This is a genomic window from Acinetobacter shaoyimingii, from assembly GCF_011578045.1.
GTDB lineage: Bacteria > Pseudomonadota > Gammaproteobacteria > Pseudomonadales > Moraxellaceae > Acinetobacter > Acinetobacter shaoyimingii.
The window spans coordinates 2205616-2227877 of record NZ_CP049801.1; the positions used below are offsets into that span (position 1 = coordinate 2205616).

Annotated in this window: 20 protein-coding genes and 1 pseudogene; 13 read left to right on the top strand and 8 right to left on the bottom strand. The window is 37.6% G+C overall.

The features are described from left to right. Positions 1-251: 251 nt before the first annotated feature. The 7 genes from cyoA to G8E00_RS09905 all read left to right on the top strand — a co-directional run bounded on the left by cyoA (position 252) and on the right by G8E00_RS09905 (position 8080). On the top strand, positions 252-1292 hold the full coding sequence (gene cyoA / locus G8E00_RS09875; protein ID WP_166009349.1) for a ubiquinol oxidase subunit II: 1041 nt from the start codon (positions 252-254) through the stop codon (positions 1290-1292). A gap of 3 nt (positions 1293-1295) precedes the next feature. After that, positions 1296-3287 (top strand): cytochrome o ubiquinol oxidase subunit I, encoded by a 1992-nt coding sequence (gene cyoB, locus G8E00_RS09880; RefSeq protein ID WP_166009347.1) that lies wholly within the window; start codon positions 1296-1298, stop codon positions 3285-3287. A 4-nt stretch (positions 3288-3291) separates the two neighbouring features. Next, positions 3292-3909, top strand: coding sequence for a cytochrome o ubiquinol oxidase subunit III (cyoC, locus tag G8E00_RS09885; protein ID WP_166009345.1), 618 nt, complete (start codon positions 3292-3294; stop codon positions 3907-3909). Then, positions 3906-4238, top strand: a complete 333-nt coding sequence (gene cyoD, locus G8E00_RS09890) for a cytochrome o ubiquinol oxidase subunit IV (RefSeq protein ID WP_171522922.1) — start codon at positions 3906-3908, stop codon at positions 4236-4238. The genes cyoC and cyoD overlap by 4 nt, the downstream gene beginning before the upstream one ends. A 10-nt stretch (positions 4239-4248) precedes the next feature. Next, positions 4249-5127, top strand: coding sequence for a heme o synthase (gene cyoE / locus G8E00_RS09895; protein WP_166224218.1), 879 nt, complete (start codon positions 4249-4251; stop codon positions 5125-5127). A 104-nt stretch (positions 5128-5231) separates the two neighbouring features. Then, positions 5232-7328, top strand: coding sequence for a hypothetical protein (locus G8E00_RS09900; RefSeq protein WP_166224221.1), 2097 nt, complete (start codon positions 5232-5234; stop codon positions 7326-7328). A 62-nt stretch (positions 7329-7390) separates the two neighbouring features. Next, positions 7391-8080: a DUF3142 domain-containing protein gene (locus G8E00_RS09905; protein WP_166226506.1), complete on the top strand. Its 690-nt coding sequence runs from the start codon at positions 7391-7393 to the stop codon at positions 8078-8080. Positions 8081-8183: 103 nt separating this feature from the next. Here the strand turns inward: G8E00_RS09905 and G8E00_RS09910 are convergent, their stop codons facing one another. Beyond that, a complete protein-coding gene (locus G8E00_RS09910; RefSeq protein WP_166224224.1) occupies positions 8184-10196 on the bottom strand; it encodes a prolyl oligopeptidase family serine peptidase in 2013 nt (670 codons plus the stop codon). 300 nt (positions 10197-10496) lie between these two features. Between G8E00_RS09910 and rpsF the strand changes: the two genes are divergently transcribed. The 4 genes from rpsF to dnaB all read left to right on the top strand — a co-directional run bounded on the left by rpsF (position 10497) and on the right by dnaB (position 13278). Further along, positions 10497-10883, top strand: a complete 387-nt coding sequence (gene rpsF, locus G8E00_RS09915; protein ID WP_166009335.1) for a 30S ribosomal protein S6 — start codon at positions 10497-10499, stop codon at positions 10881-10883. A gap of 11 nt (positions 10884-10894) precedes the next feature. After that, positions 10895-11122: a 30S ribosomal protein S18 gene (rpsR, locus tag G8E00_RS09920; RefSeq protein WP_004719336.1), complete on the top strand. Its 228-nt coding sequence runs from the start codon at positions 10895-10897 to the stop codon at positions 11120-11122. A gap of 9 nt (positions 11123-11131) precedes the next feature. Then, positions 11132-11578, top strand: coding sequence for a 50S ribosomal protein L9 (gene rplI, locus G8E00_RS09925; protein WP_035267617.1), 447 nt, complete (start codon positions 11132-11134; stop codon positions 11576-11578). 254 nt (positions 11579-11832) lie between these two features. Beyond that, positions 11833-13278 carry a replicative DNA helicase gene (gene dnaB, locus G8E00_RS09930; protein ID WP_166009333.1) on the top strand — a complete coding sequence of 482 codons (1446 nt, stop codon included), beginning with the start codon at positions 11833-11835 and terminating at the stop codon, positions 13276-13278. 30 nt (positions 13279-13308) lie between these two features. Here the strand turns inward: dnaB and G8E00_RS09935 are convergent, their stop codons facing one another. Then, positions 13309-13623, bottom strand: a complete 315-nt coding sequence (locus G8E00_RS09935) for a hypothetical protein (RefSeq protein ID WP_166009331.1) — start codon at positions 13621-13623, stop codon at positions 13309-13311. Between the two features lie 307 nt (positions 13624-13930). Here G8E00_RS09935 and alr point away from each other — a divergent pair, with 307 nt between their 5' ends. Then, the gene (alr, locus tag G8E00_RS09940; RefSeq protein ID WP_166224227.1) at positions 13931-15010 is read left to right on the top strand and encodes an alanine racemase; all 1080 of its coding nucleotides are present in this window, start codon (positions 13931-13933) and stop codon (positions 15008-15010) included. Between the two features lie 47 nt (positions 15011-15057). Here alr and G8E00_RS09945 read toward each other — a convergent pair whose 3' ends face one another. The 5 genes and pseudogenes from G8E00_RS09945 to G8E00_RS09965 form a co-directional block, all read right to left on the bottom strand. Beyond that, positions 15058-15492 (bottom strand): BLUF domain-containing protein, encoded by a 435-nt coding sequence (locus G8E00_RS09945; RefSeq protein ID WP_166224230.1) that lies wholly within the window; start codon positions 15490-15492, stop codon positions 15058-15060. Between the two features lie 105 nt (positions 15493-15597). Then, positions 15598-16332, bottom strand: a complete 735-nt coding sequence (locus G8E00_RS09950) for a proteasome-type protease (RefSeq protein ID WP_166009325.1) — start codon at positions 16330-16332, stop codon at positions 15598-15600. 23 nt (positions 16333-16355) lie between these two features. Continuing rightward, a complete protein-coding gene (locus tag G8E00_RS09955; RefSeq protein ID WP_166224233.1) occupies positions 16356-17135 on the bottom strand; it encodes a transglutaminase family protein in 780 nt (259 codons plus the stop codon). After that, positions 17132-17734, bottom strand: coding sequence for an alpha-E domain-containing protein (locus G8E00_RS09960; RefSeq protein WP_166224236.1), 603 nt, complete (start codon positions 17732-17734; stop codon positions 17132-17134). Before G8E00_RS09960 ends, G8E00_RS09955 begins: the two co-directional genes overlap by 4 nt. Positions 17735-17761: 27 nt before the next feature. Then, positions 17762-19195: pseudogene (locus G8E00_RS09965) on the bottom strand (circularly permuted type 2 ATP-grasp protein); the annotation flags it as partial. Between the two features lie 352 nt (positions 19196-19547). Here G8E00_RS09965 and G8E00_RS09970 point away from each other — a divergent pair. Next, positions 19548-20543 carry a helix-turn-helix transcriptional regulator gene (locus G8E00_RS09970; protein WP_166009317.1) on the top strand — a complete coding sequence of 332 codons (996 nt, stop codon included), beginning with the start codon at positions 19548-19550 and terminating at the stop codon, positions 20541-20543. 497 nt (positions 20544-21040) lie between these two features. Here the strand turns inward: G8E00_RS09970 and mhpT are convergent, their stop codons facing one another. Beyond that, positions 21041-22243 carry a 3-(3-hydroxy-phenyl)propionate transporter MhpT gene (gene mhpT, locus G8E00_RS09975; protein WP_166224242.1) on the bottom strand — a complete coding sequence of 401 codons (1203 nt, stop codon included), beginning with the start codon at positions 22241-22243 and terminating at the stop codon, positions 21041-21043. Positions 22244-22262 lie beyond the last annotated feature (19 nt).

Below are 22262 nucleotides of genomic sequence, written 5' to 3' on the forward strand. Positions count from 1 at the left end.
TACTGATTTCAAACAATTAAGCTACACTTCTACAACAAATTCCGACCAAAAAAATAGGGTATAGCCGCCCCAATTGTTCCCATTTTATGTATAGCTAAGTTAACGTTTATAGGGCATAATGCCCTACAACGTAGCGGTGTCTGATGATTGAGAAAGAAGTTTGTAACAAACTTAGTTTTCAATCATGTGACACTTTATATCGCTATCCCATAGTTAATTTAGGGAATGGGACTCTTCACCGAGGTTGTAAAATGAGACAAACGATTTTAGCTGTATTGTCTTTATCAACGCTTGCTGCGCTCTTAACTGGGTGTGGTGGTGATTTAGTACTTCTAAACTCAAAAGGTCCAGTCGCAGAAGGTCAAAGCAACCTAATGATGACTGCGATTTACCTCATGTTGTTGGTGGTTATTCCATCAGCACTTATGGCATTGTGGTTTGGTTGGAAATATCGCGCGTCAAATAAAGATGCAGACTATAAACCAACATGGGCACACTCTACTACGATTGAGATCGTGGTTTGGGGTATTCCTGTAATTATTATTGGTATTCTTGCATGGTTAACTTGGTGGGGTTCCCACAAGTATGACCCTTACCGCCCTCTAGAGAGCGATAAAGCACCTTTAACCGTTCAAGTTATTGCTGAACAGTTCAAATGGATCTTCATCTATCCAGAGCAAGAAATTGCGACAGTTAACGAAGTTCGTTTCCCAGAGAAAACGCCTGTTAACTTCAAGATCACTTCTAACTTTACAATGAACTCATTCTTCATTCCTAAGTTAGCTGGTCAAGTGTATGCAATGGCTGGTATGCAAACCCAACTTCATATGCTTTCTAATGAAGAAGGCGTATACCGTGGTTTCTCATCAAACTACTCAGGTTACGGTTTCTCACAAATGCACTTCTTAGCTCACGCTGTAAGTGAAGCTAACTTTGCTGAATGGGTATCTGCTGTTAAAGCTGGTAACGGTACTTCAGTAAATCCAGAAGCAATTCAAAAAGGCACTTTAGACAAAGTTGAATTTGCATCACTTCGTGATGGTGGTCGTTCTAAACACCAAATTGAAGCAATGATTGCAAATGCGACTACTCCTGAAGAAAAGGCAAAAGCTGAAGCAATGAAGCCATACCCTACCAAGCCACATCCTGTGACTTATTATTCTTCAGTAGAACCGAAGTTATTTGAATCTGTGATCAACAAATACATGAGTAATTTCAACAATGCTGATACTAAAGCAGCTGTTGCTCAAGCTCATGCAGATCATGCGAATGCAGCTTCTGTAGAGGAATAAGACATGAGCTTATTATTAGGTAAGTTAGGTCCAGACGTAATTCCACACGATCCAATCGTGTTGGTTACAGTTGCGATGATGATCTTAGGTGGTATTGCTATTGTTGGCGGTATTACTTACTTCAAAAAATGGAACTACCTGTGGACTGAATGGTTTACCTCTGTAGACCATAAAAAAATTGGTATTATGTATCTTCTCGTTTCGACAGTCATGCTTGTGCGTGGTTTTGCCGATGCGATTATGATGCGTTTACAACTTTTCCTCGCTAAAGGCGGTGGTGAAGGTTATTTACACCCAGAACATTACGATCAGATCTTTACTGCCCATGGCGTAATCATGATCTTCTTCGTAGCAATGGGTCTTGTTGTAGGTTTAATGAACATTGCTGTACCGCTTCAAATCGGTGCACGTGACGTTGCATTCCCATTATTAAACTCTTTGAGCTTCTGGTTATTTGCCGGTGCTGCAGGCTTAATGATGGCTTCACTTGCAATTGGTGAATTCGCTGCAACTGGTTGGATGGCTTACCCTCCACTATCAGGTATCGAATACTCTCCAGGCGTTGGTGTTGACTACTATATCTGGGCACTTCAGGTTTCAGGTCTAGGTACACTTTTAACTGGTGTTAACTTCTTTGTTACCATTATTAAAATGCGTGCACCTGGCATGAGCCTTATGGATATGCCGATCTTTACGTGGACATCTTTATGTGCTGCGATTCTGATCATTGCATCATTCCCAGTATTAACTGCAACTTTAGCAATGCTTACTGTTGACCGTTACTTCGGTTTCCACTTCTTCACAAACGACTTAGGCGGTAGCCCAATGTTGTATGTGAACTTGATTTGGACTTGGGGTCACCCAGAAGTTTACATCTTGGTATTACCAGCATTTGGTATTTTCTCAGAAGTAACTTCAGTGTTCTCTCGCAAAACATTGTTCGGTTACAAGTCAATGGTTTATGCAACTATCGCAATTACAGTTCTTGCGTTTGTTGTATGGGTTCACCATTTCTTCACTATGGGTTCAGGTGCCAACGTTAACGCGTTCTTCGGTATCATGACTATGGTTATTGCGATTCCTACTGGTGTGAAAATCTTCTCATGGTTATTCACCATGTATAAGGGTCGTATTACATTCACTTCACCAATGTACTGGACACTAGGCTTCCTAGTAACTTTCGGTATCGGTGGTTTGACTGGTGTATTGATGGCTGTTCCACCAGCTGACTTCTTGGTACACAACTCATTATTCTTGATCGCCCACTTCCATAACGTAATTATTGGTGGTGTTGTATTCGCGATGTTCGCAGGTATCACTTTCTACTGGCCAAAAATGTTTGGTTGGAAACTTAGTGAATTCTGGGGCAAAGCATGCTTCTGGTTCTGGTTCTTCGGTTTCTATTTTGCATTCATGCCACTTTATATCCTTGGTTTCATGGGTATGACTCGTCGCTTGAACTCTTATGACAACCCAGATTGGGATCCGTACCTAGCAATTGCGCTTTTCGGTGCTGTACTTGTTGCCATTGGTATTGCATGTTTCATTCTTCAAATCGTTGTGGGTTACTTACAACGTGAGAAAACTATGGATGTTACTGGCGACCCTTGGGATGCTCGTACTCTAGAATGGTCTACTTCTTCTCCAGCTCCGTTTTATAACTTTGCTGCTCTTCCTGATGCGAAAGGTATCGACCGTTTCTGGACTGATAAAGAAAATGGTGTTGCGTATGCACGTCCTGCTAAATATGAAGACGTTCACATGCCAACTAACCGTGCTGCTGGTATCGTTATCGGCTTAATTCTTACAGTAATGGGCTTTGCGCTAATCTGGCACATTTGGTGGTTAATTGTTGTTTCGTTTGTTGCGGCAATCATCAGCTTCATCGTATCTTCATTCACTAAGAAAGTTGATTACTATGTTCCAGCTGCTGAAGTTGAACGCATTGAAAATGAACGTTACGCGTTACTTGAAAAACATTTGAAGAAGGACTAAGCAAATGAGTGAAGTACTTCATCACGAAAGCCATGGACATGATGAACATCATCATGATGATACAGACATCACTGTCTTTGGTTTTTGGGTTTATTTGATGAGTGACTTGATTTTATTCGGTACACTCTTCATCGCTTTCGCTGTATTAAGCAGTCATATTCCTGCTGGAACTCCAACTCCACATGAATTATTCGGTGAGTCTTTAGGTTTCGTTTTAACTGAAACTTTCGCTCTCTTGATTTCTTCTGTGACATTTGGTTTTGCAGTGCTTGCTTCTTACAAAAAGAACGTGGGTCAAGTTTTAACTTGGCTTGCTGTGACTTTTGTATTCGGTGCTTCGTTCATTGGCATGGAACTTTATGAGTTCAATCATTTAGTTCATGCTGGTCATGGTCCAAGCACAAGTGCGTTCTTATCTGCGTTCTTTACTTTAGTTGGTACGCACGGTATTCACGTTACTTCAGGTTTGGTGTGGATGATCGTGTTAATGATTCAAATCAAAAATAATGGTTTGACTACAATCAATACACGTCGTCTAGCATGCCTAAGCTTATTCTGGCACTTCCTTGACATCGTATGGATCTGCGTATTCAGCGTAGTGTACTTGATGGGAGTATTATAATGAGTCACGAACATAATGCTGCTGGTGCTTCGCACGGCACTGTTAAACAATACACAATTGGCTTTATTCTTTCAGTTGTATTAACCGTTGTTCCATTCTATATGGCAATGAACACTGACAGTTTTAGCCGTGGTGCAATTGTTGCAACAATCGCAATTACAGCGATTGCTCAGGTTCTTGTTCAATTAGTCTTCTTCTTGCACATGAATTCATCTTCTGAGCAACGCTGGAACGTGATTGCATTCATTTATACAATTCTGACTATTGCTGTATTGTTAGTTGGTTCTGTATGGATCATGAACTACTTGCACTCTAATATGATGATCTAAACTGATTGTCATGTTAAAAAAGTATTTATTCCTGACTAAACCAGGAATTCTCTTTGGTAACTTCGTTACCACTTTGGGTGGCTACTTTGTAGCCACTCAAGGTTCTGTAGATTTCCTTCTCCTCTTCCTTACATTACTTGGAACAACACTTGTGGTTGCTTCGGGTTGTGTTGTAAACAATGTGATTGATCAAGATATTGATCATAAAATGCAACGCACTAGGAACAGAGCCTTAGTAAAAAAAACCATTTCCCCTTCTGTTGCAATGGCATTTGCTTTTGTACTGGGTGTATTGGGTTTTTCAATACTTTGGTTTGAAGTGAATGCTTACGCATTTTTATTTGCAGTGATTGGTTTTATTGTCTATGTGTTTTTTTATAGCTTATGGACAAAAAGAACCACGATTCATCAAACTGTAGTGGGTAGCTTATCTGGAGCAAGTCCTCCAGTGATTGGATATACAGCAGTTGCGGGTCAATTTGACGTTGCAGCATTGTTGATTTTCATTGGTTATGCATTATGGCAAATGCCGCATTCATGGGGTATTGCGATTTATCGTTTTGACGATTATAAAAATGCAGGCGTTCCCATTCTTCCTGTTGCTCGTTCGATTCATCGAACAAAAATTGAATCTTTGATTTATATCGTTTTGTTTACGATTGTAATGAATGCTCTGTATGTCTTTGGTTATACCAACTGGATGTATTTAGTCATTTTAAATGCGTTATGTATTTACTGGTTCTATATTGGGATTTTAGGTTTTAACGCTGAAAATGATCAAATTTGGGCAAAACGATTTTTCTTATTTTCGGTGACACTCATTACCATCTTAAGTATAAGTTTTCTCTTTACCTATCATTCTCCAGCACCGAACTTACCGATATTTTAAAAAGATAGAGTTTTACTCTATCTTTTTTTTATTTTTAAAATGTGGTTTATTCATTATTCATTTTTATTATTATAAACAACATATAAACAATCGAAATTAAGACCATGATCATCAATAAAAATATTCGCCTACCCGCTTTGTGTCTTTCAAGTTTATTGACCATGATTTTTCAATCTACATCTGCACATGCAGGTTTTGAAGACGTGTGTGAACCTATTTTTCAACTCAATCATAACCAATATCAGAGATGCGGTAATTTACCCGTTTTAATTCCATCGAATGACAACATTACCAATATGCATCTTTTATTAAGCGATTTAGGTTTAGCTACAATTAAACCCGCTCCATCCTTAACTAACAGTTTATGGCAATCCTATCAAACCAACGTTCCATTTGAAGCTGGAACAATCTCAGATTTCGTTGAAAATAAAATTCCAAATCAACGTAAATCATCAGAATTCACTCTCAACATTTATGATGAACGTTGCCAAACTCTAAAAACAGGGCAAAAAGATTTTGCTCAACAAGTTAAAAGCAACGTTAAGATTCCTGATCGTGAAAAGAAAATATTGTTAGACGCCCGCGCTCAAATTATAGAATGTAATAGCAAAATGCCGCTAATCAATGTCGATTCATCATGGTCTGCAACTACGCGTCAATATGCATCTTATTTAAATGCAAGTATCTCTTTTTATAATACTAACTATTCCACAGCAACTAAAATTTATTCAGTATTGGCTAAAGTTGAAGATGCATGGTTAAAAGAAACAGCACAATATATGCTGATTCGAAGTCACTTAAATGAAGCTTATGCTACGGGTGTGGGTCAATATGGCGATTTAGAAGTCAATAAAATCAATGCAAATTTTCTTAAAGAATATTTTGAGCAGATTACAGCATATTTAAAACTCTATCCAAAAGGGCAATATGCAGCGAGTGCGCGTGGTTACCTACGTCGTGGCTTCTGGTTGTCTGGTCGCAAAGATTTATTAGCCAATGAAATGGCATGGCAGATTAACAATCCTAAATCAAAATTATACAACCTTGATATGCAAACATTCCCAGAAGAAGTCGATCGTAAAATTTTTGATGGCAGAGCAATCAACCCCAAAATATTCAATGATCCATTTTTATTAGCGACTTACGACTTGATGTATATGCGCTCATCAACAACTGAAGCGTATCAACCCATCTCTTGGTCAGCACTCAATGCACAGAAAGAAGTTTTTAAACAACACCCTGCTTTGTTCAATTATTTACAAGCAGTTCACTTGTTCTATGTACAAAAAAAACCACAAGAAGCATTACGACTTTTGCCACAACCCTCGTCTTTTAATCATTACTTAGATTTAAGCCAAGCTTTTCTTCGAGGTGAAATTATTGAAAAAACCACACCTCAAAATGCAGCTGAGTATTGGAATCAACTTTATTCTAAAGCCAAGAACAATGAACAACGTAGCTTGTTTGAAGCCATGCTTGTGCCGCATTTAAATCAAAAACAAGATTTTAATGCTTTCATTGGAAATAATGCCAAAATTCGTCAGGCATATTTTCAAAGAAGATTTATGACTCAGTTTGCAAATGAAAATTCGCTAAAAAACATTACTCAAGCAAAACAGAGTACGGCAGATCAAAAACAATTAGCCGTTTATACACTTTTAATCAAATCTTTAAGTCATCAAAACTTCAAGTTATTTAATGAAACATATCCTTTATTGCCCACAGATGCAGCCCAATACCAAGGCAGTCAGACTGACAATAAATATAAAGACAAACCACCTTTTGCTAATTTTATTTGGAATGGCTCAACCATTACACCAGCGCTGAAATGTCCAGATTTAAAAAATCTCAGTTTAAAACTCGCCCATACGCCTAAAGACCTATTTCTCAACGTATGTTTAGGTGAATATGTGCGCAGTGACAAAGCCTATACTTACGATTTATTTCAATATGAAGATAAAGTATTCAAAGGTCCATTATTTGCACGCGGAAATACCTATAAAGAAATCATTAAAAATGGACCTAAAGGTGATTTACAAGCTTATGCCCTGTATCGTGCAATTCAATGTTATGCACCAAGTGGTATCAACGATTGTGGCGATGAAGAAGTGTCTAAATCAGTTAGAAAACAATGGTATGACCGCATTAAAAGTGAATATCCAAATACTTCATGGGCAAAATCCTTGAAATATTATTGGTAATTTAAGTGTTAAAAAAAATAGGTTTCCGTACAGGATTTTATTTTCTTATTTTGAGTTTATTGATGCTCCTCAATACTCAAGCAGTAGCAAAGCAAAATCAAGTCAATGCCAATGATTACCGTTCTTTTTGGATATGGGGCAGAATTTCTTCTGCACCCTATCTGTCTCAAGCAAAAGAGCTGTATATCTTACAAGGCGAATTTCGTTTAGATCGCCACACTCATACGTCTACATTTACCCAACATGGCGTAGGTGTGCTTAAGCTTCCTCGACAAAAAGTTTGGCTGGTTTTTCGTAATCATCATTTAATTTGGCAAAACCAAGAACTGAATTTGATTTTAAAACGTGTTCGTCAATGGGAAAATGCAGGCAACCAGATTGTCGGCATTCAAATCGATTATGATTCTAAAACCAAGAATCTCAAGGAATATGCACTTTTCCTCGACAAAATCCGTAAACAATTACCTGTAAAATACAAGCTCAGTATCACAGGACTTATGGATTGGACCAATCAGCGAGATCCCAACACTTTAAACATGCTTCGAAACTCACTAGATGAATTGGTCATCCAAACCTATCAGGGCTCTACAACCATTCCAAATTATCAGCAATATATTCAAAAAATTGCTACGCTCAAACTGCCCTATAAAATTGGCATTGTGCAACACGGTCTTTGGGATCAAAAAATCAATTTAAATAAAGATCCTAATTTTAAAGGCTATGTGGTTTTTTTATTGAGAACACCCAAATAAACAACTTGGATGTTCAGGAACTTCATAAAAACGATTGCTTAGAAAAAAAACCAAAACATCAATTTTTAAATCATCAACTTTAAAAACATTAATTTTTTTAATGTTAACCTTCCATTCCAATTTCATCCATTAAAAATGTCATCATCAATGCCGTATGAAAAGCTGAGAGCTTTTTATTTGCAGACATACTATGACCCCCTTGTTGCTGTTCATAAAAATAAACGTTATCAATATTCATGGCGTGCATTTTTGCTGCCATTTTTCGTGCATGCACTGGCGTAACACGATCATCGCTGGTAATGGTATAAAATAAAATTTTTGGATAATCCTTTTGAGCATCCAACAAATGATAAGGAGAAATTGTTTTTAAAATCTCGATTTCATCTTTATTTTCAGGATCACCATATTCAGCAATCCATGAATGCCCTGCACCAATTTGCGTATAACGTATCATATCAAGCAATGGAACTTCACAAACAATCGCAGCGAAAAGTTGTGGATATTGAGTGAGCATGTTCCCCATCAACAAGCCACCATTACTTCCACCTACCGCAGCCAGTTTTTCTTTTACAGTTATTTTTCTGTGAATTAAATCTTCAGCAATTGCGGCGAAATCTTCATAAGACTTATGCCGATTTTGTTTTAAGGCTTGACGATGCCAATTTGCACCATACTCTGCCCCTCCACGAATATTGGTGAGGACATATACTCCTCCTCGATCAATCCAAGAATGAATTTCCACCTCGATAAAATGTGGCACCATCGAAACTTCAAAACCACCATATCCTTCCATGAGTACTGGTTTAGGCCCAACTGTGTTTAATTTTTTTGAAATTTGAAAATATGGAATTTTTGTACCATCTTTAGACTCAGCAAAATGCTGTTCTACACAATAATCAGATGAATCTAAAGTATGCTGACTGACCTTTAATTTGGTCTTTTGCTTGGTGTCCAAATCAATTAGATATTGTGTTGGTGGCGTAATAAAACTTTCAACCGTAAAAATGACTTCGTTATGATCATTTTCTACTGATTCTATTGAAATGACTGAATAATCCTCATCGGAAACAATTTGATCTATATAAGTTAATCCATTGTGAATATCGTAAATTTCCAGATAGTTACACACATCTTTCAAAATATTTAAGATCAAATAGTCTTGGGTATATGTATAGCCACTAAGGATTTTTTCTTTTGTGGATTGAATTATCAATTTAAAATTTCGATCCCCTTGTAAAAAATCATCAAAATCGATTATCCATAAACCACCTGCTTTATATTCTGAGCCAATCTCCCAATCTGATTTTAATTCCAATAACATAAAATTACGGGAAAACGAGACTTCAGCGTCTAATGGAATATCTAATTTTTGTTGCTGCTCACCAATAAAACACTCATTTTCATAAAAGTTTTTTATTCGATTAAAAACGTGTTTCTCAAAACCTATTGAGTGATCAAAATAGGCAGAAGCCATCATATCTTCATCACTCACTTCAAAAACCGTATGCGCCTGATCTAAAGCTGTTCCGCGTTTCCATCGTTTTACTGTTTTGGCATATCCTGATCGAGTTAAACTATCTGCACCAAAATCTGACATCACATAAATTTCATCTTGATTAATCCAGCTTGTATGGGTTTTAGCTGTATCGATGAAAAAACCATTCTCAACAAAGATTTTCTTTTGAAGATTGAATTCCCTTACTTGTACGGAATCAGAGCCTTCTTTTGCTAAACTCACTAGACAATATTGATCATCATGTTGAAGCAAATAAGCTTCTGCGAAAAACCATTGTGTATTCTCTTGCTGACTAATTTGATCAAAATCAATCAAAACCTCCCATTCAATATGATCGTTCTGATAATCCTCTAGCGTAGTACGACGCCACACTCCCAATGGATTATTTTCATCTTGCCAAAGATTGTATACAAATCGACCTTTACGGCTGATATAAGGCAGAGCCTTGGTATTTAATAAAATTTTCTCAACACTTTTATAGAGCGGTTTAAATCTTTCATTATCCACAAATTTTCGCTTAGTGGTCTGATTTTGTTGTTCCACCCAAGCGAGTGCTTTTTCACTATGGATATCTTCTAAATATAAAAATTGATCGATCATAGGAGTCGTCTCTAAATAATTTTTATCTATAAATGAATCGAAAATATGGATGAATTATTGCTACAAATATAAAAAACAGACTGGAATTTTAAAAACGACACTTCCAGCAGAATAGTCATTTTGACATTTCAATTTATTTTATAAACTAAATAAAAGATTAGTTTGTAATTAACTTTAATCTTTCCTATAATAAGCGCCTCGCAATTTATGCGGCACATACTGTTTGTTTTTTACATTCAGTTGTGACTCCTTGCTTCTAACGATCACGTTAGGGGCTGTATAAACCGTAAGGAGCTGACAATGCGTCACTACGAAATCGTAATTCTGGTACACCCAGACCAAAGCGATCAAGTTGTGGGAATGGTAGAACGCTACATTTCTCACATCAAAGATGCTGAAGGTCAAATTCACCGTTTAGAAGATTGGGGCCGTCGTCAATTGGCATACCCAATTAACAAAATTCATAAAGCGCATTACATTTTGATGAACATCGAATGTAACCAAACTACGCTTAATGAATTAGAAGAATTGTTCCGTTACAACGATGCAATCCTTCGTAATGTTATTATTCGTCGTGAACACGCAATCACTGAAGAATCTTTACTTGCTAAAAGTGCTGAAGAAAAACGTGCGCGTAAAGCTCAACGTGAAGAAGCACAACAAGTTCAAGATTCTGCTGAAGCTTAAGGAGAACATCAATGGCACGTTTTTACCGTCGTCGCAAGTTCTGCCGCTTTACAGCTGAGAACGTTACGTACATCGACTACAAAGATATCGATACTTTAAAACAGTACATCACTGAAAACGGCAAGATTGTTCCTAGCCGTATTACAGGTACTAAAGCTCGTTACCAACGTCAATTAGCGCTTGCGATTAAACAAGCTCGCTATTTAGCGTTGATTCCTTACACTGACAATCATAAGTGAGGTTGAGCTGTGGATATTATCTTATTACAACGCATTAAAAACCTTGGTAAATTAGGCGATAAAGTATCAGTTAAAGCTGGTTACGGCCGTAACTACCTTATCCCTCAAGGTAAAGCAGTAGCAGCTACTGAAGCTAACACTGCTGCATTCGAAGCTCGTCGTGCTGAACTTGAGAAGCAAGAAGCTGAAGTATTAGCTGCTGCTCAAGCACGTGCTGATCAATTGAACGAAGTAAATATCGTAATCACTGCGAAAGCTGGTGACGAAGGTAAACTATTCGGTTCAATCGGTACTCGTGACATCGCTGACGCGTTGACAAATGCTGGTCTTGAAGTTGACCGTGCTGAAGTACGTTTACCTAACGGTGCGCTACGTCACACTGGCGAATTCAACATCGCAATTCAATTGCATCATGATGTTGTTGCTGAAGTTCTCGTTACTATCGTATCTGAGTAATTTTTGCAAAAAAAAGAGCATGCGTTCGCATGCTCTTTTTTTATCTCTAAATTTTGGTTATATCAAGTAAATTTTTTCTCAACTTTTATTTCCAAATCAAGCGCTTGTTGAAACACACAAAGTGACTTACAACACTTAAATTTATACGATCTATATTTTGAATTAGATAATGGTATCTTGAATTTTATTTTTGCTTTAAGATAAGTCTGTAAGCATTCATTTTTTGTTGTTCTCATTAAAAATCAAGGTTTTATATGTCTCAGGCGACTGCCAAAGTAAATACAAATAATTTTAATGCGGATTCAAAGAAAACCGAATCGGCATCTTTAAAAGAGTTTCGTACGCCTCCACATAATTTGGCGATTGAACAAGCCGTTCTCGCTGCTTTGATGACCGTTGCGGAATCATTCGAACAAGTCAGCGATGTTCTCAATGAAAATGACTTTTACGCGACCCGTCACAAATATATCTTCCGTGCCATCGAGCAACTCAATAAAGAAGGCTCACCTTACGATGCTGTATTGGTTAACGATTGGCTGATTAAGCAAAATTTATTGGATGCAGTTGGCGGTGAAGAATACTTAATGCAACTGATGGCTGACTCCCCTGCCAGCTTCTATAACTTAGAAACCTATGCCACTAAAATTCGTGAATTTGCCACTTTAAGAAATATGATTAAAGTCGGGAATGAAATCCTGCAAAATGCTTATGACACCAAAGGTCGTGAGGTCAGTGAAATTTTAGATTTGGCTGAAACCAATATTTTCTCTATCGCAGAACAACATAACAATAATGCTAAAGCGCAAGGTCCAAAACCGATCAGTAGCGTTACTGCCGACTTAATTACCAAACTCGATGAACTTTCACAGCTTGAAGGCAGCATTACGGGTTTAAGTACAGGTTTTGTTGAATTAGACAATAAAACCTCAGGGATGCAAGCAGGCGACATGATCATCGTGGCTGCCCGTCCATCTATGGGTAAAACCACTCTTGCCATGAATCTGGTCGAAAGCGTTTTATTTAATAGTAATCTACCAGCACTTGTATTCTCCATGGAGATGCCTGCAGATTCGATCGCAATGCGTCTGATTTCATCTTGGGGTCGAGTTCATCAAGGACATTTACGTTCAGGTAAAATGGATGGGGATGAATGGTCTAAAGTTACAGGCACCATCCTACAGCTCCAAGAAAAGCATCTTTATATTGATGACTCATCTGCTCTACCACCAACAGAAATGCGTGCACGTGCGCGTCGTATTGCCAAGCAACACGGGGGCAAACTCGGCTGTATCATGGTCGATTACTTACAACTGATGAAAGTGCCAGGTATGGGTGATAACCGTGTTGGTGAGATTGGTGAAATTTCGCGCTCACTCAAAGCCCTAGCCAAAGAAATGCAGTGCCCTGTTATTGCGCTTTCTCAGTTGAACCGCTCGCTGGAAAACCGCCCAAACAAACGCCCTGTAATGTCTGACTTACGTGAATCAGGTGCCATCGAGCAGGATGCCGATTTGATCATGTTTATTTATCGTGATGAAGTCTACAACAAAGAATCCAAAGAAGCAGGTACTGCGGAAGTGATTATTGGTAAACAACGTAACGGACCAATTGGTACTGTGCGTTTAGCTTTTGAAGGTCAATACACACGTTTTAGTAACCTATCACCTGAGTACTATGCGCAGTATGATGATGAAGAGTAAGAAAAAAAATGGATCTTAAAGATCCATTTTTTAACGATTGCAATTTACGATCTTTAAACGCTTTAAGTTATCAATACTATATACGCCATTATGTTTATGGAACTGATCTGGAACGGTCAATGAAATACATTGATTCTTTTTCAAATTAGATAGCTTTCGGTATGTCTCTTTGGATAAGTTCACTGAATAAATCACCAATTTACCCTTATTGGTCTCTAGTCTAATGGACTCCTCCGTATATTGTTTAGGATCATTTTTAAGTATCCTAAATTGACCAATCGCGGCATTGGCTTGAGCACTTAAAATCATCAATAATACACTCGCCACACAAAACCATTTTTTCATTTTCATTCCTGTTAATTTGTTCATCTTTAACTTATAGAATAACTTTTTCATGCTGTTGCAAGTTGTTAAATTCTGTTGAAATTTTTAAATCAATTGCCCTCATCCAACATTGCATAATGATAATAATGCCCACGATGATTCTTTCAGAACCTGAACATATTGATAAAATTTAGTGAAATTTAAAATTGTGATATGTATTTCATGAACATGGGCATACAATATTGCGCAAATGACTAACACCCGTATTGTCTACTTTGTTTAGTTTTTTTCAATTTAAAAGCATTCTCTCAAATTAGGAGTATTTCAGGTGCGCCAAGCAACTGTTTATATTGATCAAGAAGCACTTCAATATAATTTAAATCGCGTCAAACAACTTGCCCCATCCGCTAAAATTGTCAGTATGGTGAAAGCCAATGCATATGGTCACGGTGTAAAAGATTGCTTGGCAGCATTAAGTGCAACCGATGCTTTTGGTGTTGCATGTTTAGAAGAAGCTTTAGAAATTCGTGAACTTGGCTATCACCAACCGATAACACTGATTGAAGGTGTTTTTTCTGCAGATGAGATGCAAATTGTTATCGATCGAGATATTGAAATTGTGGTTCATCATCAACAGCAAGTGGATTGGTTGCTACAACATAAAGCGCATTACAATGCAAAGCAACTAAAAGTATGGGTCAAACTCAATAGCGGTATGAACCGTTTGGGTTTTAAAGTGCCTGAAATTATTGATGTGATCAATCATTTAAAAGCAGAAGGCTTCACCTGTGTCTTGGCCATGCACTTTGCCAATGCCGATGCTGAAAACCACCAGCTCAATGAACAACAGAAGAATCAATTTTTACACGTCAAAGAAGCCTGTACGCCTGTTTTGGCCTCTTGCTGTAACTCCGCTGCTATTTTTAAATGGCCAGAACTGAATTTTGATTTCGTCCGTCCGGGCATTATGTTGTACGGCGCATCACCATTTGCCGACAAATCCGCATATGATTTAGACCTTAAACCAGTCATGTCTTTTGAAGCAGAAATTATTGCGCTAAATCATATTCAAGCTGGCGAAACTGTAGGTTATGGTTCAACCTTCAAAGCTGAACAAGAGATGGATATTGCCATTGTTTCCATTGGCTATGGAGATGGCTATCCACGTGCTTATCCAAAACAAAACTACGTTGCCATAGATGGACAATTAACACGTGTCATTGGTCGTGTAGCCATGGATATGATTGCTATTGATAACACTGAGTTAAAAGCATCATTGGGTACAAAAGTTGAACTGTGGGGTAAAACTCGACTGGTCGATGATGTTGCTGATGCCAATGGCACCATTGGTTATGAACTACTTTGTCGCTTAAGCAATCGCCCTGATCGTGTTGTACTGAAAAAATAATTTTGAATGGTTATTCTTGAAATTTAAAAGCTCATTAAAAAGCCCAATTAATCTGGGCTTTTTAATGGCTGATCATCAGCTTTGATCAAGATATCCAGTAGAATATCAATTGCATCATCATCCAAATCATTTAAGTTAAAGCTATCAAATCCTAAATCAGATAAGTAGGTTTTTATTTCGCTATGTCTTGCTACATATTTCATTTTCCATGCAGCAAAATTGCGCTCCGCAATAATTTTAAATCCATAAAATTTTAAGTCTTTATGACGCTGATCTTTTTTTAATTTTTCAACCAGCTGATCCAGATGTTGTTTTTCCCCTTCCACACATTGAAAAAAATAACCATCGGCGTAATACAAGACACCTGAAATCTCATGATAATGATTAAAGTGATATGCTTCGGTTAAAATACTTCTTAAATCATCAAAAATTTCAGGCGGTTTTGTTGACGCAGTACTACAGTAACAAAACTGATAAAGCATTCCCCAATTCCAAATAAAAAACGACATCCGTTAATGTAGTTTTAATAGATTCAGCTGTAAATAAATTTATTATTTAAATCAAAATTTTAATGATATTAAAATACTTTACTGCCAATAATCATCTGTTGGAATCTCTAAGCTGTTTAAGCCTTTGCGCAAGGTCTCAGACCAAAGTTTACTAATATTTGAAAAATAAGGATCTTCTTCATAAATACGCTTTCCAACAGGAACATGAAAACTATCTGCCTGATAAATAAGCGCATCAAGTGGTAAACCTACAGATACATTCGAACGTAAAGTTGAATCAAAAGAGATCAGACCGCAACGCAGTGCCTCACTCAAAGGCGTATCAAATTTTAAAGCACGATCGAGAATTGGTTTACCATATTTGCTTTCACCAATTTGAAAGAACGGCGTATCACTCGTTGCATTAATAAAATTACCTTGCGGATAGATATTATATAGTTGCATATCTTCGCCTTTAATCTGACCGCCAAGCAAAATACTACAATAATAATTACTTTGCTCTTGCTGATCTGTCGTGACATCTGCAATGGTTCTTTTCAAGGTGTGACCAACCAACTCGGCCATTTCAAACATGCTATTCACACTATATAAATTTGGCTCAACTTTTAGATCTAGTTGATTTTTGAGATGACCAATGACTGCTTGTGTGGTTGCTAAGTTCCCTGAAGTTTGAATGGTAATAAAGCGCTCACCTTCCACCCCATAGGTATAAAGCTTACGAAATACCGAGATATGATCAACTCCAGCATTGGTTCGTGTATCACTAATGAACACTAAACCATCTTTTAAACGCATTGCACAACAATAAGTCATTCTAAATCCTTAAGGTATTACTTTTAGCAAGGTAGAACCTGCACAATTGAACTCATGCTTTCTATACCACCTTTATCTCGCACTCCTCTCACAGGTGCAACATCCCAATAATCACGACCAATGGCAACATAAATATGTGAGCCAGGCGTATAAAGTTGATTACTCACATCAAAAGTATACCAATTTTGATCTAAATAAATTTCAGCCCAAGCATGACTCGCCAAATGACTGGTATCTGGCACATACAAATAACCAGACACATATCGAGCGGGCACACCCAGCACTTTACACATCGCCAAAAAAACATGTGTGTGATCTTGGCAAACACCCTGACGCTCTTCAAATGCATGAATTGCAGTGGTATTTACACCTGTAGTATCACTGATATAAGGCATATGTGCCAATAGCGCTTCCGACAAACGGATCAAATTATCATGTGAAACGTAAGGTACATGTTGATGTACAAAATCGATCATTTCTGGATTGCATAAGGTATTCTGTGTTTTTTGTAAAAAAAACACTGGACTCATCTCCGCATCAATCGCCACCTGAGAATCCACATTTATGTCAACAATACCTTGCGCCATGATCGAGAGATTCTGATACGCATATCGCTGCGTAGCTGTTACCCAGATATTTTGAAAAGCATCCAATCGCGAACTCTGTTCACCAGGAATACTGATACCCCATGACAACACCTGCTGATGTGTATTGCTTTGTGGTGTCATTCTGATGTATTGAATGCTATTTTTCGCAGTTTCAGTATATTGGTAATGCGTTTGATGATTGATCATCAGTTTCATACATCTGCCTCAAAAAACGACTGTACTTGATCGTTAAGCTGGTAGAAATTATTAAAATTTGGCTCAGCTTTAAATTCAGCCCATTTTTCATTGAGATCATTCCAACCATACTGATTCAATAGTTCAATCAATCCATCCATTTTTTCAACGGTGTCTGTATAACTTTGATTTAATCGAATCTGATGATCAAGTTTTTCCATCAATTCACCTAAGCTATAAAATAGGAAAATATCTTCGTTTTCAGCCTCAAGTACTTCACTACACTCATCTACCACTGTACAGATGTATCCTGCATTTTTATCTGCTGCATCAATCATCTTTTTCATTGCTGAGTACGTTTGCATGGATAAGATGCCACGCAGATCATGGATATTATTTTTGACACACTGAAATTGTTGGTGAAAAGAGGCTGGCTGCTCAGGATTTAAAACCAATTCGTTGAGTGATGAGGCATCAAATGCAGGTAAACAAAATGCATGTGCATAGGTCATCGCTTGTTCATCATTTTGGAATGGGAATTGACCACATAAATATTGTACGCGAGTCAAATATTTTCCGACCCAAAAAATATTCTGTACATTGCTTGTCAGTAAAATCATGTCACTCTCCCTCTTAATCATTTTTTATTAGGAATGTAAGGTATCGACAACCCATGTGTCTTTAATACCACCACCCTGTGAAGAATTTACAACCAATGATCCTTTCTCCATCGCAACACGAGTTAAACCTCCTGGCACGATTTCAGTTCGTTGTGGCGAACTCAGTACAAATGGTCGCAAGTCGATATGACGCTCACCCATACCATCATCCGTTAACGTTGGTGCAACAGAAAGCGCCAAGGTTGGTTGTGCGATATATAAATGAGGCGATTTTAAAAGCTTCGCTTTGAAGCTTAGGATTTCTTTTTCACACGCTTGAGGCCCAATCAACATGCCGTAGCCACCTGAACCTTGAGCTTCTTTTACCACAAGGTTTTCGAGATTGTTTAGGACATAATCAAGTGCTTCAGCTTCACGACATTGATAAGTAGGAACATTATTTAGGACAGGTTTTTCACCTAAGTAATATTCAATCATTTTATCAACATAAGGATAAATCGATTTGTCATCTGCCACACCTGTACCGGGTGCGTTGGCAATAACAACATTGTGACTTAGGTATGCAGAGATAAGACCTGCCACACCTAAAGTGCTGTCAGGCATAAAACATAAAGGATCTAAAAAAGCATCATCCAAACGCTTATAAATTACATCAACTTGTTGTTTTCCACGTAGGGTTTTAACATAAACCTTATTGTTCTGTACAAAAAGGTCACTGCCCGTTACAAGGGGTACATCCATTTCTCTTGCTAAAAAACAATGTTCATAGTAAGCGCTGTTATATCGTCCTGGCGTCAGAACAACGATAAATGGATTGTCCACATAGGCATTTTCTTGCAAAATTTGTTTGAGTAATTGAGGATATTGCTCCACACCATGCAGTTTATTGGCCTGACATAATTCAGGCATCAGTTTTTCACTAATTTTACGGCTCTCAAGCATATAAGATACACCCGATGGGGTTCTTAAATTGTCTTCCAATACGTAAAATTCGCCTGATTTGTCTCGAACAATATCAATGCCGCTAATTTGACTATAAATTTTGCCATTTAAATCATGCTTATACATGAGTGGCAAATATGCTTCATGCGTTAATACCTGTAATTCAGGAATAATTTTCTCTTTTAAAATCGTTTGATCATGATAGATATCATCAAGGAATAAATTAAGCGCGCGCACTCTTTGCGAACAACCTTGCTCAATTTTATTCCATTGCTGTTTTGCAATGACACGTGGGATCAAATCGAATGGAATAATGCGATCTGTACCTTCTGACTCTCCATAAACCGTAAATGTGATACCGTGATTTAAAAAGTGCTCCTTTGCCTGCAAGTTAAGTAATTTAAGCTCATCCAAACTATGTTCGCATAACCAAGCTTCAATCTTTTTTGAAGCTTCTAAACTAATTGTGGAGTCATCCAACATCTCATTAAAGAATTCTGATTTTAGTTGATCAAATAAATATGCCGTACTGTTATGTTTTATATCCATCTTTAATGCTTGCTTAAATGTTCCCACGTTGCCCTCTGGTTCGAATGCGCCTGAAATAGAATTTGTATCTTTGTCTTCTTTAAGCATACAAACCTCTTATTTTTTATCTATTGTATAAATACAGATGCAATTTCAGTGCCAACAACTAAGCACATCGTTACTACATTAATCACTTAATTTTGCAAACAACTCAATTGCAAATTACACTAAGTTGTTTCCAAATATAGAAATGTGTTTTTGAGGCTTGCTAAAATTCACGAGTTTTTTTATGGTGTATCAAAGCTTTTTCATTCTTTGTTTATTCAACGTTAGTTAAAATATTATGTCCTCACAAGAAAAAGAAACCTCGAATAGCCTATATCGACAATGGCAAATTCTTTCTAGGCTCTCCACTGGAAAATGGATGGGCACACGTGAATTACAAGAAACTTTAGAGCGTGAAGGCATTGAAATAAGCTTAAGAACCATTCAACGCGATCTCAATCAAATCTCGCAACGATTTCCTATAGAGAGCAATAAAACCGTACCTCAGGGCTGGCGCTGGCGTTCAGATGCTCCTATACAAAGCTTGCCACATATGACCAGCTCTCAAGCCGTCACCTTCATGATGGTCGAGGAACATTTAAAACACTTACTCCCACCCAGCCTAGTAGAAGAAATGACCCCTTGGTTTGATCTTGCTCGTCGTAGCTTGTCGACACAGAACAATGTTCGCCAATGGATTAACCGTGTTCGGATTGTTCCTGCCAATCAACCGCTCATTCCACCTGTGGTCGAAAAACAGGCACAACAAGCGATTTACGAAGGTCTGTTACAAGACAAACAGATTGAGTGTGTTTACCGTGTTCGCGGCCCACATGGCGAGGAAAAGACTTATATTTTGAACCCTTTAGCTTTGGTTCAAAAAGGTGCGATCATTTACCTCATATGTACACGTCATGATAAAAATGAAGTTCAGACTTTTGCATTGCACCGTTTTAGATCGTCCAAGGTGCTCGATACACGTGCGTTGCACCCTGTCGATTTCGATATAGATAAATATATTGACTCTGGTGCACTGGGTTTTCGTGTCGACTACACCAAAGCGACTAAAAATGTAGATTTAGAAATTTATATGCACGAAGCCGATGCACTTTATTTCACCGAAAGCCAGCTCAGCTTAGAACAGCAAATCACCAAAATTTCTGAAGATCTTTATAAAATTTCTGCCAATGTTCCTTTTACATCGCAATTGGTTTGGTGGTTAAGAAGTTTTGGTAAAAAAATTATCCGCATTGAGCCGATTGAAGTTTTCCATGCTGTCCATGAAATTGACTAATAATTTGTATCTACGTCACATTCAATCCTCGTCAATGGTGAATTTTTAAATAAAAAAAAGAGCCATGATATGTGGCTCTGTATAAGACTTTTTAATATGATTCTGGAAATAATCGTGTTGTCTTCTTCTATGGCTATGGATTACAGAACATCTGTGCCCCAAATATTCATGTAATGTTGATTTTAGGTTGATGAGGCTCACACCGTGCAGCATGCGAGTTCATAACCGTTATAACGTATAGATTTCATTGTCATCATCATACCCTCTGTTGTGAATGTAGATTTACTGTAGTACGGTTTTTAAACCCTGTGAAATAATGATAATTGCAAGCGTATGCTGTTTTTTGCATTAAGAATATTTATTGCATTTTTATATCTGTATTGAATAAGTTTAATTATCCAAGATTTAGCTCGTTTTTTATCCACAAAGTCTTAATTATTGAATTTCATTTAGCAGAAAATGGGTAACAATGTACCCATTTTTTGATTAAATCAGATTTATTTTTTCTGCGATTTATAACGAGATAATGCCGTTACCGCCAAAGCTGACAATACAACCCCCGGCACACTGGCAATTAAAATCCCCGTTGTACCCAATCCCAAAGCTAGGATTTTCCCTGTCATTAATGGACCTGTCATTGCGCCCAAACGCCCTAAGGAAATTGCACTTCCCACCCCTGTCACTTTGCCACTTGGCTGATAGAAAATAGGTGAAATTCCATAAAGAATGGATTGACCACCCGTAGAGAAAATACCTCCCATTACCCCTGCAAAAATTAATAGTGGTACTAACTGAGCGGTAAATAAAATACAGATTGCAACCAACAGACCCGTATAAATAATCACTGACATCTGCCAAAGTTTAAGTCGATCCAATAGGTATCCTAAACCTAATGTTCCTACTACAGCGCCAACTTGGAACATCAACATTACACTAAAGGCTTGGCTTTTTTCTAGACCTTGTTCCATAAGTAAGTTGGGTAACCAACTAATCAGGATGTAATTCACCATTAAAGTAAAAAAGAAACTGAGCCACAACGGTAAGGTTTGTTTATAGCGCTGTTGTTTAAATAAAATTTCAGTCATTCCAGGAACGACTTCATCTGATACTTTTTCAACTTTTTCTTTTATTTTATCTTTTAATATCAACATCATAAAAGGAATAAGAATTAACGGCGTAATCCCCCCGATTAAAAATAGGGTTTGCCATTTAATGTCACTATATAAGATCGCAAGCCCAGCAACAAAAATTGCTCCAACTGGTAAACCACAATACATCAGACTATTGAGTTTGCCTCGATTGGCTTCTGTTGCTTCATCGCCTACCACTGAAATCATGGTCGGCATAGCAGCACCTAGACCGAGACCTGTGAGAAAGCGTGCAATATATAAAATTTCTAAGTTGGGTGCGATAGCGGTGATACTAAAGAAGACACCAAAAATGGCGATAGAGAGTATCAATACTTTCTTTTGGCCGAAATAATCTGCAATACGACCACCAAAGAATGCCCCGAATAGCATGCCAAATACACCTAGGCTAAACACATAGCCCATTTGCACTTGATCTAGACTAAAGGTTTCAGCAATTCCTTTCGCTGCAATACCTGGTGCTTGCAAATCAAAGCCTTCGAAAAAAGCCACCCAAAAGCATAAGAACACGGTGAGTATTTTTTGAATTTTTCCTGACTGTATTTGTGACATCACTTAACTCCCTGTATAG

Coding starts and splice junctions, on each gene's coding strand:
- rpsF (WP_166009335.1), top strand. CDS start 10,497: ATGCGTCACTACGAAATCGTAATTCTGGTACACCCAGACCAAAGCGAT.
- G8E00_RS09945 (WP_166224230.1), bottom strand. CDS start 15,492: ATGCTTTATCAGTTTTGTTACTGTAGTACTGCGTCAACAAAACCGCCT.
- rpsR (WP_004719336.1), top strand. CDS start 10,895: ATGGCACGTTTTTACCGTCGTCGCAAGTTCTGCCGCTTTACAGCTGAG.
- G8E00_RS09950 (WP_166009325.1), bottom strand. CDS start 16,332: ATGACTTATTGTTGTGCAATGCGTTTAAAAGATGGTTTAGTGTTCATT.
- G8E00_RS09910 (WP_166224224.1), bottom strand. CDS start 10,196: ATGATCGATCAATTTTTATATTTAGAAGATATCCATAGTGAAAAAGCA.
- G8E00_RS09955 (WP_166224233.1), bottom strand. CDS start 17,135: ATGAAACTGATGATCAATCATCAAACGCATTACCAATATACTGAAACT.
- G8E00_RS09960 (WP_166224236.1), bottom strand. CDS start 17,734: ATGATTTTACTGACAAGCAATGTACAGAATATTTTTTGGGTCGGAAAA.
- G8E00_RS09900 (WP_166224221.1), top strand. CDS start 5,232: ATGATCATCAATAAAAATATTCGCCTACCCGCTTTGTGTCTTTCAAGT.
- mhpT (WP_166224242.1), bottom strand. CDS start 22,243: ATGTCACAAATACAGTCAGGAAAAATTCAAAAAATACTCACCGTGTTC.
- G8E00_RS09935 (WP_166009331.1), bottom strand. CDS start 13,623: ATGAAAAAATGGTTTTGTGTGGCGAGTGTATTATTGATGATTTTAAGT.
- G8E00_RS09905 (WP_166226506.1), top strand. CDS start 7,391: ATGCTCCTCAATACTCAAGCAGTAGCAAAGCAAAATCAAGTCAATGCC.
- dnaB (WP_166009333.1), top strand. CDS start 11,833: ATGTCTCAGGCGACTGCCAAAGTAAATACAAATAATTTTAATGCGGAT.
- cyoC (WP_166009345.1), top strand. CDS start 3,292: ATGAGTGAAGTACTTCATCACGAAAGCCATGGACATGATGAACATCAT.
- cyoE (WP_166224218.1), top strand. CDS start 4,249: ATGTTAAAAAAGTATTTATTCCTGACTAAACCAGGAATTCTCTTTGGT.
- cyoB (WP_166009347.1), top strand. CDS start 1,296: ATGAGCTTATTATTAGGTAAGTTAGGTCCAGACGTAATTCCACACGAT.
- cyoA (WP_166009349.1), top strand. CDS start 252: ATGAGACAAACGATTTTAGCTGTATTGTCTTTATCAACGCTTGCTGCG.
- G8E00_RS09970 (WP_166009317.1), top strand. CDS start 19,548: ATGTCCTCACAAGAAAAAGAAACCTCGAATAGCCTATATCGACAATGG.